Source organism: Aeromicrobium sp. 10G20-16, assembly GCF_055809665.1.
Genome location: NZ_CM147919.1, coordinates 1618801 through 1631270, shown reverse-complemented (window position 1 = coordinate 1631270; position 12470 = coordinate 1618801). Strand labels below are relative to the sequence as shown.

The 12470-nt window shown below is 71.5% G+C and carries 11 protein-coding genes and 1 riboswitch; of the genes, 7 read left to right on the top strand and 4 right to left on the bottom strand.

The window, feature by feature from the left end; all coding sequences use genetic code 11:
- Positions 1-35: 35 nt before the first annotated feature.
- Positions 36-149: riboswitch (cobalamin riboswitch) on the top strand.
- Positions 150-212: 63 nt separating this feature from the next.
- From AC0L5F_RS08225 to AC0L5F_RS08205, 5 genes are all read left to right on the top strand, one after another.
- Positions 213-1763, top strand: coding sequence for a prenyltransferase/squalene oxidase repeat-containing protein (locus AC0L5F_RS08225; RefSeq protein WP_473312831.1), 1551 nt, complete (start codon positions 213-215; stop codon positions 1761-1763).
- Positions 1760-2563, top strand: coding sequence for a hypothetical protein (locus AC0L5F_RS08220; RefSeq protein ID WP_473312830.1), 804 nt, complete (start codon positions 1760-1762; stop codon positions 2561-2563). The genes AC0L5F_RS08225 and AC0L5F_RS08220 overlap by 4 nt, the downstream gene beginning before the upstream one ends.
- Before the next feature lie 4 nt (positions 2564-2567).
- On the top strand, positions 2568-3635 hold the full coding sequence (locus AC0L5F_RS08215; RefSeq protein ID WP_473312829.1) for a CbiQ family ECF transporter T component: 1068 nt from the start codon (positions 2568-2570) through the stop codon (positions 3633-3635).
- The gene (locus tag AC0L5F_RS08210) at positions 3632-5215 is read left to right on the top strand and encodes an ABC transporter ATP-binding protein (protein WP_473312828.1); all 1584 of its coding nucleotides are present in this window, start codon (positions 3632-3634) and stop codon (positions 5213-5215) included. The genes AC0L5F_RS08215 and AC0L5F_RS08210 overlap by 4 nt, the downstream gene beginning before the upstream one ends.
- A gap of 119 nt (positions 5216-5334) precedes the next feature.
- Positions 5335-6072, top strand: coding sequence for an ECF transporter S component (locus AC0L5F_RS08205; RefSeq protein ID WP_473316169.1), 738 nt, complete (start codon positions 5335-5337; stop codon positions 6070-6072).
- Here the strand turns inward: AC0L5F_RS08205 and AC0L5F_RS08200 are convergent.
- Entirely contained in the window at positions 6059-7231 is a 1173-nt protein-coding gene (locus AC0L5F_RS08200; RefSeq protein WP_473312826.1) for a glycoside hydrolase family 3 N-terminal domain-containing protein, read from the bottom strand. The two genes, AC0L5F_RS08205 and AC0L5F_RS08200, sit on opposite strands and share 14 nt — an antisense overlap.
- A gap of 50 nt (positions 7232-7281) precedes the next feature.
- On the opposite strand from AC0L5F_RS08200, the gene AC0L5F_RS08195 reads away from it, so the two are divergent.
- Both AC0L5F_RS08195 and AC0L5F_RS08190 read left to right on the top strand, forming a co-directional pair.
- The gene (locus AC0L5F_RS08195) at positions 7282-8778 is read left to right on the top strand and encodes a cobyric acid synthase (protein ID WP_473316121.1); all 1497 of its coding nucleotides are present in this window, start codon (positions 7282-7284) and stop codon (positions 8776-8778) included.
- A 102-nt stretch (positions 8779-8880) separates the two neighbouring features.
- On the top strand, positions 8881-10338 hold the full coding sequence (locus AC0L5F_RS08190) for a diguanylate cyclase domain-containing protein (RefSeq protein ID WP_473316120.1): 1458 nt from the start codon (positions 8881-8883) through the stop codon (positions 10336-10338).
- Between the two features lie 24 nt (positions 10339-10362).
- On the opposite strand, the gene ligD is transcribed toward AC0L5F_RS08190, so the two are convergent.
- The 3 genes from ligD to AC0L5F_RS08175 are packed head-to-tail and all read right to left on the bottom strand — an operon-like array spanning position 10363 to position 12468.
- The gene (ligD, locus tag AC0L5F_RS08185; protein ID WP_473316119.1) at positions 10363-11304 is read right to left on the bottom strand and encodes a non-homologous end-joining DNA ligase; all 942 of its coding nucleotides are present in this window, start codon (positions 11302-11304) and stop codon (positions 10363-10365) included.
- Positions 11305-11309: 5 nt separating this feature from the next.
- Entirely contained in the window at positions 11310-11630 is a 321-nt protein-coding gene (locus tag AC0L5F_RS08180) for a TfoX/Sxy family protein (RefSeq protein ID WP_473316118.1), read from the bottom strand.
- A 16-nt stretch (positions 11631-11646) separates the two neighbouring features.
- Positions 11647-12468 carry an SCO6745 family protein gene (locus AC0L5F_RS08175; RefSeq protein WP_473316117.1) on the bottom strand — a complete coding sequence of 274 codons (822 nt, stop codon included), beginning with the start codon at positions 12466-12468 and terminating at the stop codon, positions 11647-11649.
- Positions 12469-12470 lie beyond the last annotated feature (2 nt).

Sequence of the window (12470 nt, the reverse complement as noted above, 5' to 3'; positions counted from 1 at the left end):
GTTCGCTGATATGTTCACCGTGCCCAACCGGGCGACAACTCCACACGTCCTGCATGTCAGGGGAAGCCGGTCCAAGTCCGGCGCTGACCCGCAACCGTAGGCCACCTCAGGTGGCGAGCCGGAGCACCTGCTGCAGGACAGACCAACTCACGCTGTCGAGGAAAGCACGTGACGTCCCTTCCGGGCGCACGTGCGTGCAGCCGGAAGGAACCATGAACACCACTCTTCGTCGCGCAGGCTCCGCGCTCGCGACCGTCGCCATCGCCTCCGCCCTGGCGCTGGCCCCGTCAACCGCTCACGCCGCCACGACGCCCCAGGCCGACGCGGCGGCCGCCTGGCTCGCCGGCGAGCTTCCCGACGACGGCATCGTCAAGGTCTCCTTCGGCGGAACCGACTACGCCGACTACGGCCTCACCATCGACTTCGCCCTGGCGTTCCAGGGCAACGGGTCGCAGGCAGCGGCTCTGGACGACATCGTCGACGCCCTTGCCGCGGATCCCGCTACGTTCACCGAGTACACCAGCAACTCCGGCTTCGGTGACCGCGACGACAGCCAGATCGCGGGCGCGACCGCGAAGCTCGCGACGCTGGTCCAGCTGGTCGGTGGAGACGCCACCAACTTCGCGGGCCACGACCTGGTCAGCGAGGTCGAGAACGTCGTGGTCGACGACGGAGCCGCTGCCGGCCGAGCCAGTGACATCTCGGACTTCGGCGACAACTCCAACTCCATCGGGCAGTCCTTCGCCGTCCGTGCGCTGGCAGGCGCCGACAGCTCCGAGCTGGGCGCCGCCGCCGACTACCTGATCAAGCAGCAGTGCGACAACGGCGTCTTCCGCATCAACATGTCCGACGCCGGCTGCGGCGCTGTCGACGACAGCGACGTCACCAGCATCGACACGACGGCGTTCGCCGTGAATGCCCTGATGGACGCGCGCGACGCGGGCTTCGGTGGTGCCACCGGTGCGATCGACGACGCTGTGGACTACCTCCTCGATGTCCAGAACGCCGACGGTTCCTTCCTGGACACCGGCTCCAACAACTCCAACAGCACCGCACTGGCGGCGACCGCGCTGGCCGCCGACGGCGAGGCCGCTGCCGCCACCAAGGCCGCGGACTTCGTGGCGGGCCTGCAGGTCACGACGGGCGCCAACAGCGGAGCCGTCGCCTACGACCAGAACGCCTTCGACGCCGGGACGAGCGGCACCCTGGGCGACCAGTGGCGTCGCACCACGGCGCAGGCGGCGCTCGGCCTCGCCTTCGCGACGCAGAGCACCACCGACCCCGACCCCGAGCCCGGTCCGGTGGCATCGATCAGGACCCCGACCGTCTCCGACAGCAACCCGACCCAGGGCGACACGATCACGATCACCGTCATCGGCGAGGACGCGGACGGTGTCACCGTCGGTGACGTGTCCGGTGACGTGACCCTGACGTCATCGGTCGAGAGCGACACGATCGACGGCAACAAGGTGACGTTCAACCACGCGTCGCCGCACACCATCACCGCGACGTACCCGGGCGTGGCCCCCCAGTCGGTGACGGTCCAGGTGTCGCCGCTCGCGGCGACGCCGACGCCCTCGACCGGGACGGGCAGTGGGTCGGGGACCGGCACTGTGTCAAGCACCAACGGCACCCTGCCCGACACCGGCTCCCTGGTCGGGCCGTGGCAGCTCGCGGCTGCAGCCGGGCTCCTGGTCGTCGGAACGAGTGCGGTCGTCGCCGGTCGTCGGCGCCAGACCCTGCGCTCCAGCAGCGACCGATGATGGTCCGGCGACGGATCGGCCGCCTGCTCGTCGCGCTGGTCGTCGGCGCCTCGGGGGGGACGGTCCTGTCCACAGGTGCGGCGTTCGCCGCGGCCTGTCCGGCCGGCACGGGTGTGACCGTCGTGGTCAACTCGTCGGTCGGCTGCGACGGCAACGGCGGCGGCAGTGCGTCGTCGAACTTCAAGGCAGCCGGCCACTCGCTCTCCTACGCTCGTCGTCAGCCCGGATTCGTCTGCCGCGTCGACGGGGCGCCGTCGAGCGATCCGTGCGTCAACGCGTCGCCGGCGGACGCCTATTGGGGTCTGTTCTGGTCCAACGGCAAGGGCGGCGGATGGGTCTACAGCAGCCTCGGGGTCGACTCGCTGACCGTCCCGGCCGGCGGTTGGGTCGCGTTCGTCTTCCAGGGCTCGAACTCCAGGTCGTACCCGTCGATGAAGCCGTACACGGCACCCCCGGCGCCCGCGCCGAAGCCGAAGCCCACGAAGAAGCCGCCGGCCGCTTCGGGCGGTTCGGCTTCGAAGAGCACGTCGACTCCCACGCCGTCGGCGTCGAGCCCGTCGGCGACTGCGTCGCCCGGCGCGTCGGCCACCCCGTCCTCCGGGGCGTCGGCCACGCCCTCGGCCGGGGCGTCCAGCACGCCGAGCGCGTCTGCGGAGGCGCGCAACGAGGCTGTGCAGCGCACGTCGCAGCAGACCGACTCGTCGTCGACCTCCACGCTGTGGATCGGCGGACTGCTGGCGCTCGCGCTGGTCGTGGCCATGGGCGTCACCGTGTGGCAGAGACGAGCACGCCGGTCGTGAGGTCGTGACGCCGCGGGACCTGCACCCGGGAGCCTGGTGGATCTGGGCCCTGGGTCTGGCGACCGCGGCGTCGGCCACGGCCAATCCGTTCGTGCTGGTGCTGGTGGTCATGGCCGCTGTCGCCGTGGTCGTCGCCCGCCGGACGGAGGCGCCGTGGGCGTTGTCGTTTCGGCTGTACGTGTACCTGGCACTGCTCATCATCACGATCCGGGTCGTCTTCCGGGTCGTGTTCGGCGGCCTCGAGGAGGGGCGGGTGCTGTTCCGGCTCCCGGAGATCTCCCTGCCGGACGTCGCCGCGGGCATCCAGCTGCTCGGCCCGGTGACCCAGGCCGACCTGCTCGGCGGGCTTTACGACGGCATGCGCCTGGCGGCGATCGTGCTGTGCATCGGTGCAGCGAACACGTTGGCCAACCCACGCCGCCTGCTCGCCACCCTCCCGCCGGCCCTGTACGAGCTCGGCACCGCCGTGGTCGTGGCGCTGTCGGTGTTCCCCCAGCTCGCCGAGAGCGTCGGTCGGGTGCGGCGGGCACGCCACCTGCGCGGTGATCCGGGGCGCGGAGTCGGCGCCCTCAAGCGCATCGTGATCCCGGTGATGGAGGACGCGCTCGACCGCTCGATGTCCCTCGCCGCCAGCATGGATGCCCGCGGCTACGGCCGGGTCGGCACCGCCACCCGTGCGGATCGTCGTCTGACCGGCGCCCTGCTGATCGGCGGCCTGATCGGTCTGTGCGTCGGCGTCTATGCGCTGCTGGACCGCACCGCGCCCCGATGGCTGGTCGCGCCGTTCCTGGTGGGCGGGGTCGTCGTCGCGGCCGCTGGTCTAGCCGCCGCCGGCCGCAGGGTGCAGCGCACCCGCTACCGGCCGGACCGCTGGCGCGGCGCCGAGGTGCTGGTCGTCGCCTGCGGCGTCGTCACGGCCGGGCTGCTGCTGACGGTCGGCCCCGACATCGCCTACCCGTACTACGACGAGCTGCCGCGCCTGTCGCCGGCGATCCTCGCGGCCGTCGTCGTGGCGGTGGCCCCGGCCTTCCTGACCCCGCCTCCGGTGCTCGAGCCCGGGAGCACACCATGATCGAGATCCGCGACCTGACCTTCACCCACGACGGTGCCACCCATCCGGTGCTGCGGGACGTCTCGCTGTCGATCGACGAGGGCGAGCTGGTGCTCGTCTCGGGTCGCACGGGATCGGGCAAGTCGACCCTGCTCGGCACGATCAACGGGCTCACCCCGCACTTCACCGGCGGAACGCTCGCCGGCGACGTGCTGGTCGACGGTCGCAGCATCCGCGACCGCGCGCCGCGCGACCTCGCCGAGCTGGTCGGGTACGTCGGCCAGGATCCGCTGGCCGGCTTCGTCACCGAGGTCGTCGAGGACGAGCTGGCGTACGGGATGGAGCAGCTCGGCCACCCGGCCGGCACCATGCGTCGCCGCGTCGAGGAGACGCTGGACCTGCTCGGCATCAACGACCTGCGCAACCGCCCCCTGCGCAGCCTGTCGGGAGGTCAGCAGCAGCGGGTCGCGATCGGTTCGGTCCTGACGATGCACCCCCGCGTCCTCGTGCTCGACGAGCCGACCTCCGCCCTCGACCCGACGGCTGCCGAGGACGTGCTGGCGACGCTGGCCCGCCTGGTCGACGATCTCGGTGTGACGGTCGTCGTGGCCGAGCACCGCATGGAACGCGTGGTCCCGTTCGCCGATCGCCTGGTCGTGGTTGAGGACGGACGGGTGCGCGACGGTGCGCCGCGGGACGTGCTGCTGGACTCGCCCGTCGCGCCGCCGCTGATCCACCTGGGCCGACTCGCCGGGTGGAACCCGCTGCCGCTGTCGGTGCGCGAGGCGCGGCGACTGGCCCGGTCGATGCCGGACCTCACCCCTCCGGCGCCCGAGGTACGCCCCGACCGCGGCCCCCTGCTCGAGGCATCGGGCATCACGGTCCGGTACGGCTCGACCGTGGCGGTGCGCGAGGTCGCGCTGACGGTGCGCGCCGGTCAGATCGTCGCGCTGATGGGGCGCAACGGATCGGGCAAGTCCTCGCTGCTGTGGGCGGTGCAGGGCACCGGCCGCCGGACCGCCGGGGACGTGCGGGTCGACGGTGCCGATCCGGCAGCGGGGAAGCCTGCGGCGGCCCGGCACCTCGTGGGGCTGGTGCCGCAGACGGCATCGGACCTGCTCTACCTGGAGACCGTCGCCGCCGAGTGCGCCGCGGCCGACCAGCAGTCCGATGCCGAAGTGGGATCGTGCCGCGCCCACCTCGACCGTCTCGCCCCCGGAGTCCCCGACGACCGCCACCCGCGCGATCTGTCCGAGGGCCAGCGGCTGGCGCTGGTGCTCGCGATCGTGCTGACGGCGCGGCCGCGTGTCATCGCCCTCGACGAACCCACCCGAGGCCTGGACTACGCCGGCAAGCAGCAGCTGGCGCAGATCGTGCGAACCCTGACCGACGAGGGCCATGGCGTGGTCGTGGCCACCCACGACGTGGAGTTCGTCGCGCAGGTCGCCGACCGCGCCATGGTGATGGCCGAGGGTGAGGTCGTGTCCGACGGTTCGGTCGAGCACGTCCTCGCCGAGTCGCCGGCCTTCGCGCCCCAGGTGTCCAAGGTGCTCGGTGCGCCGTGGCTGACCGTCGACCAAGTGGCAGGAGCGATGCGATGACAGTCGACGACGGACGGCTGACGTCGGCGCCGAGCACCCAGCCGCCGGCCACGGGCCTGGGACGTCTGGGGGCTCGATCGGTGATCGTGCTGACGATCGCGTCGGTGCTGGGGCTGGGCATGTTCCTGTGGCCGCTGCTGCTGCAGACGACGCCCGACTCGACCCGTGTCGATCCACCGTTCATCCTGCTGGCGCTGCTGCCCCTCGTGGTCGTGGTGGTGGTCGCGGAGCTGTCCGAGGACGGGATCGACTCCAAGGCGCTGGCCATGCTCGGAGTGCTGACGGCCATCAACGCCGCCCTGCGGACCCTCGGTGCCGGCACCGCGGGCATCGAGACGGTGTTCTTCCTGCTGGTGCTGTCCGGTCGGGTGTTCGGCCCGGGGTTCGGGTACGTGCTCGGGTGCACGTCGCTGTTCGCCTCGGCCCTGCTGACGTCCGGCGTGGGCCCGTGGCTGCCGTTCCAGATGATGGCCTCGGCGTGGATCGGCCTGGGCGCCGGGTTGCTGCCGCGCCGGGTCCGGGGTCGCGCCGAGATCGTGATGCTGGTGCTGTACGGCATCGCCTGCGCGTACGTCTTCGGGCTGCTGATGAACATGTCCAGCTGGCCCTTCGTGGCCGGGATCCAGGTGCCGGGCCACGAGGGCTCCCTGTCGTTCGTGCCGGGCGATCCGGTGCTCGAGAACCTGCACCGGTTCTTCGTCTACACGCTGCTGACGTCGACGGCCGGCTGGGACACGGGCCGGGCCATCACCAACTCGATCGCGATCGTGCTGCTCGGACCCGCGGTCCTGGCCACGCTGCGGCGGGCGTCGCGGCGGGCCCGGTGGGTGGGCGGGTCAGGCGTCAACCACAGCTGATGACGCCGTGCTCGGCCTTCAGGGTCAGCACCCGGAGGGCAGCATCGTCGACCAGCTTGCGGAAGCCGGCCCCACGTCGATCTGCAGCCAGCATGCCGTCGAGCATCTTCTTGGACCTGCTGGCGTTGGCGCTGACGACCAGGTCTCCACCGGCGAGGACGAAGCGCACACCGCGTTCGTCCACCGGGTACTTCGCGGCTGACTCCGAGCTGCTCAGGTCGTCCGACATCGCCACGCCGTTGAAGCCGATGACGTCGCGCAGCAGCCCGGAGACCACGGTGTGGGCGTAGGTGGCAGGCAGGTCCTCGCCGAGGCGTGGGTAGTACGCGGTGGAGATGACGACGACGTCGGCGCCGGCCTCGATGCCGGTGACGAACGGGCTGATCTGGGGGTCGTCGATGGTGAGCCGTTCGTCGGCGACCCGGGCCGTGCTCACGGGGTCTTGTGTGAGCCGGCCGACGCCGGGGAACTGGCCCACCACGGCCATGACCTGCTCGCCGTCGATGGCCTTGACGATCTGGTCGACCTTGACGGCCACCGCCTTGGGGTCGGTGCCCAGTGCGCGCCCGTTGGACCCGACGACGGGGTTGTCGGCCACGTCGGGGGTGAGCACGGTGTCGGCCACGGGTGACACCGTGAGGTTGACCCCGGCCAGGCGCAGCGCTGCGGCCCAGGCGCCGGTGCGTTGTGCGGTGTCGCGCGGATCCCAGGTGCCCTGGACGGCAGCACTGGGGATGTCGAAGAAGTCGGTGCCGCGCAGCGTCTGGGCGTCTCCGCCCTCCTGGGTCACCGCCACCAGCGGCCGTGGCCCGGCGCCCGACCCGGCGTGGAGGGCGTCGGTCGCCTTGCGGACTGCGGTGACCGACGTCTCCGCGCTGCCCGTGAGCAGGACGCCACCGAGGTGGTACTTGCCGACCCAAGCCACCGCGCGGGTGGGGTCGTCTGCCCCGACCCCGACCACGAGCAGCTGGCCGACCCGCTCGGCGCGATCCATGGACTCCAGCGTGCTGGTGGCGCAGGCCTGGGCGGCGGCCGCGGCCGGCGGCAGCGTGGGTGCGGCCACGGGCAGCTGGTCCTCGGCCGTGGATGCCTCGCATGCGGCGAGCAAGGTGGTGGCCAGGGCGACGAGTGCCAGGCGACCGCGCAGACCACTGGTCATGCGGCTCAGTTTCCCACGGCGGCGTGCCTGCAGACGGTTAGCATCGCCGTATGGGTGCTGCCCGGATCCTCGTCGCCGGGACCACGTCCGACGCCGGCAAGAGCGTCGTCACCACCGGCCTGTGCCGCGCCTTCGCGCGTCGTGGAGCCGCGGTCGCACCGTTCAAGGCGCAGAACATGTCGAACAACTCGATGGTGTGCGCCGGCCCGGACGGGTTCGCCGAGATCGGCCGGGCCCAGTGGGTGCAGTCCCTGGCCGCGAGGGCCGTGCCGGAGGCCGCCATGAACCCGGTCCTGCTCAAGCCCGGCAGCGACCGCCGCAGTCACGTCGTTGTGATGGGCCAGCCGGCCGGTGAGATCGGTTCGGCCGACTTCGTCGGCGGGCGAGGTCACCTGCAGCACGCGGCCCACGCCGCCTTCGACGACCTCGCCACCCGGTACGACCTGATCGTCGCTGAGGGGGCGGGCAGCCCCGCCGAGATCAACCTGCGGGCCGACGACTACGTCAACATGGGGCTGGCGCAGCACGCCACGATGCCGACAGTGGTCGTGGGCGACATCGATCGCGGCGGCGTGTTCGCCGCCTTCTACGGCACCGTGGCGCTGCTGGACCCCGCCGACCAACGTCTCGTCGCCGGATTCGTGATCAACAAGTTCCGCGGCGACGAGTCGCTGCTCGATCCCGCGCTGCGCGACCTGCACCGGCTGACCGGTCGACGAGTGCTCGGAGTCCTGCCGTGGCACCCCGATCTGTGGCTGGACTCCGAGGACGCCCTCGATCTCGACGGTCGACGGACGACCGGACGGGGCTCGTTGCGGGTCGCCGTCGTGCGGCTGCCGCGGATCAGCAACTTCACCGATGTCGACGCGCTCGGGATCGAGCCGGACGTCGACGTCACCTTCGCCACGGAGCCGCGTGACGTCGTCGGCGCCGACCTCGTCGTGGTGCCCGGCACCCGGGCGACGATGGCCGATCTCGCCTGGTTGCGCGACCGCGGCCTGGACCGGGCGATCCACGACCACGCCTCATCGGGTCGCGCCGTGCTCGGCATCTGCGGCGGTTTCCAGATGCTCGGCCGGTCGATCGAGGATCCCCACGGCGTCGAGGGGCGCCCCGGCGCCGTCGTCGACGGTCTGGGGCTGCTCGACGCGAGCACCGTGTTCGGACCCGACAAGGTGCTCGGCCTGCCGAGCGGCACCGCACTGGGAGCGTCCGCGAGCGGGTACGAGATCCATCACGGCCGCGTACGGGTCGGCCACGGCGTCGAGGAGTTCCTGGGTGGTGCGCGTGCCGGAGCGGTGTTCGGCACCATGTGGCACGGCGGTCTGGAGTCCGACTCGCTGCGACAGGCTCTGCTGCAGGAGGTCGCGCAGGCGGCGGGCCGCACCTGGAACCGGTCCGAGGTCAGGTTCGCGGCTGCCCGCGAGCGTCGGCTCGACCTGCTCGGCGATCTCGTCGAGGAGCACCTGGACCTCGACGCCATCATGGCGATCGCGACCGACGGGCCGCCCGACGTGCCGCTGATCGGTCCTGCCGCCGACCGCTGACGGCCTGTCGCTCCCGGTCGCAAACAGCAGACAGGGACTGAGGTCCCAGATATTCTGGTCGAGGCACGCCATGTCAGGGTGTCGCCATGTCAGGGGGTCATTGTGGGCGACGTCGAGTCCTCGTCGAGCTCGTCCTTCGGTCGCGAGACCGTGGACGGTCTGGTCGCGCTGTCGCGCGACCTGAGCCAGACCACCGACCTGCCGACGATGCTGTCGATCTTCGTGAAGGCGATCAGCGACGTGGGCGACTTCGAGTGCGCCGCCATCAGCCTCGTCGGTGACGACGGCGACCTCATGGTGTCCGCCGTCTCGGGTCCACCCGGCGTGGAGGAGGCGCTGCTGGGATCGGTCGGCTCACGTGCCGGCTGGGACAAGGAGTTCGCCCGCGCCGAGCGGTACGGTGCGGTCCACCTGACCCGCGACATCGGGCCCGACCGCGATCTGCAGTTCTGGATGAGCGACGATCCCGACCGGTTCCTGCAGGAACCCGGGGACCGGGATCCGTGGAAGCCGGAGTACGCCATGTTCGTGCCGATGCACGGCCGCGCCGGCGACCTGCTCGGGATCGTCGGGGTCGACATGCCCCGATCGGGGCTGATGCCCGATCACGTCCAGATGGCGACCCTCGAGGTGTTGTCGCGCCAGCTGTCCACCGCGGTGGACACCGCATGGCGGTTGGCGCGCACCGCGCTCGACGAGCACATCTTCGAGTCCGTCTTCGAGGTGTCCGGCTCGGCGATGTGCGTCGCGGAGGCGACGGGGAGCATCGCTCGCGCCAATCGTCGTTTCCGTGAGATCTTCGGCGATCTGGTGGACGTCGGTGAGCTCGAGTCGCACGTCCGAGCGATCGAGGGCGCGACCAGCCTGGGCGCGGAGATTCGTTCCAGCTTCGACGCACCCGCCGGAGAGCGCTCCTTCGTGATCAGCCTGGGACAGCCGGGCGACGAGTCCTGGTTCCACGTCACGGTGCGGGGCGTCGCGTACGCCGGCTCGACGCCGGTGCGGGCCATCTGCACCCTGGCCGACATCACCGCGGAGCGCCGCGCACGCACGCAGTTCCAGCACGACGCCGAGCACGACGTGCTGACCGGGCTGTTCAACCGCCGCGGAGTCCGCGATGCGGCGCTCGGCGTCGCCAAGACCTGTGCCCCCGATGACTTCCTCGTCACGATGTTCTGCGACCTGGACGGCCTCAAGCAGGCCAACGACCGGTACGGACACCAGTTCGGCGACCAGGTCCTGATCCAGGTGGCCGAGGCCCTGCGTGCCGCCGCTCCCGACCCGGCGGTGGTCGGCAGGGTCGGCGGCGACGAGTTCGTCATCTTCGCCTCTTGCCGGTCGATCCGCGACGCCGAGCGGCTGGCTGACGCCGTGGTCGGCTCGGTCGCGGTTCCGTTGCCGGACAGCGCCGACCGGGTGGTGACCACCAGCGTGGGCATGGCGATGGATGACTCCGAGCCGCGCCGCACCGTCAGCGACCTCATGCAGGCAGCCGACGACGCGCTCTACCGGGCCAAGCTGGCCGGTGGCGGACGCTGGACGTCGGCCCCCATCGCCTAGTCGGCCCGACCGTCCGGCCCGCGCTCACTGGTCGGCGGGGTCCAGGCCGTCGCGGTCGGCCCACTCCAGCAGCGGCGCGAGGTCGAACGAGGTGTCGTCGATGCCCGCGTGCAGGTCACCGACGTCGGCGAACCGAGCCGGCACGGTGCCGATCGTGAAGTCGTGCGGATCGACGTCGGGGACCTCGTCCCAGGTGATCGGCGTGGACACCCGGCCGTCGGCGACGCCCCGAACCGAGTAGGCAGCGGCGATCGTGTGGTCGCGGGCGTTCTGGTTGTAGTCGATGAACACCTGGTGCGGATCACGGTCCTTGCGCCACCACGTGGTCGTGACGTCGTCGGTGCGACGCTCCACCTCGCGGGCGAAGGCCAGGGCAGCCCGGCGCACGTCGGCGAACTCGTGCTCGGGCGTGATGCGCACGTAGACGTGCAGGCCGGATCCGCCGGACGTCTTCGGGAACCCGGTGGCCCCGAGCTCGTCGAGCACCTCGTGCGCGACGGCGGCCACCCGCTGGACGGTGGCGAAGTCGCAGTCATCGCCCGGATCGAGGTCGATGCGCCATTCGTCGGGCCTCTCCACGTCCGCGCGCCGACTGTTCCACGGGTGGAACTCCACGGTCGACATCTGCACGGCCCAGATCACCGACGCCAGCTCGGTGACACAGACCTCGTCGACGACGCGGTCGTAGCGGGGGAAGTGGATCGGCACGGTCTCGAGCCACGGGGGAGCGCCGGCGGGCACCTTCTTCTGGTGCACCTTCTGGCCGGCGATGCCCTTGGGGAACCGGTGCAGCATGCACGGGCGCTCGAACAGGGCGTTGACGATGCCGTCGCCGACGGCGAGGTAGTACTCGACCAGGTCGAGCTTGGTCCATCCGTGCGCGGGGAAGTAGACGCGCCGCGGACTGCTGACGCGCACGACCTTGTCGTCGACCTCGATCTCGACGGGTGCGCCGTGCTCGGCCATCTCGGTTACCTCACCGGGAGGGTGGACACGAAGGCCGTCGCGCGCTCGACCCACCCGGCCAGCTGGTCGTCCGACAGAGCCGCCGCGTCGACGAGCACCCAGTCCTTCATGGTGCGCTCGCCCATGACGCATGGCCCGGCGGCCGGGTCCGCGAGCGCCTCCGGCACGGCCTCGACGCCCACCCGGACCATGAGGGCGCCCAGGCCGAGCGACACGGTCAGGTGTCCGTCGACCATGAAGCCGAGTCCACCGAACATCGGCCTCTCGACGGCACCCGGGGGCACGGCGTCGCGCACCCGCTCGGCGAGGTGCTGGTCGTATGCCATGGCCGGGTCGGTCCGGTCAGTGCGAGGGCTCGGCGCCGCTCGCGACGATGGCCTTGGAGATCGCCATCAGGTCGTCGGCGACTCCGGCCAGCGCCTCTTGGGTGGCGGCCGGCACCCCGGCCAGCGTGGTGGCGTCGGTCTCGTCCTCGATCGCGGCGCGGGCTGCTGCTCCGTCGGCCGTGATGGCGCCGTCGGCGTCCAGCCAGCCGCGTGCGCGGACGCGGTCGACGCCTGCTGCCCATTCCTCGTCGGTCCAGCCGCGCATCTGCTGCTGGGCGGTGAACGTCAGGCCGGCAGCGACCATGAGCACGTTGGCGTCGACGCCGCCGAGCCCGTGGGTGGCGAGCACGGCCAGGTGGGAGTCGCCGCGGTACTCGCGCAGCGCGGTGGCGGCGTGCCACAGCTTGCCGAGGTCGTCGTCGGGCGGGGTGAGTCCGATCGTGCCGGCGGCCAGGGGGCGCACCGTGAGGTTGAGCGTCGGCAGGGCCTCGGTGAGCACCGCGGCGGCACGGGAGATGTCGACGCCCGAGGCCTCGACGCCCGGACGGATGACGTCGCGACCCTGCTGCAGGCGCATCGCCAGGATGTCGTCGTGGTCGGCCAGGTCCCACGCGGCGGGGATGGCCTTGTGGACGAGGACGGGGGAGAACCCGTGGAACGTCGCGACGACGACGTCGGGGCTGACCCGGCCCATCGGCGCGGCCCGGGTGGCGAAGTAGCCCATCCAGTAGCCCTTGAGCCCGATCGACGTGTAGCGCTCCTTGCCCGCGGGCTCGAAGTACACGACGTGGTGGATGGTCTCGACGGACCGCCAGAAGGATCGACGCAGGCTGCTCATGG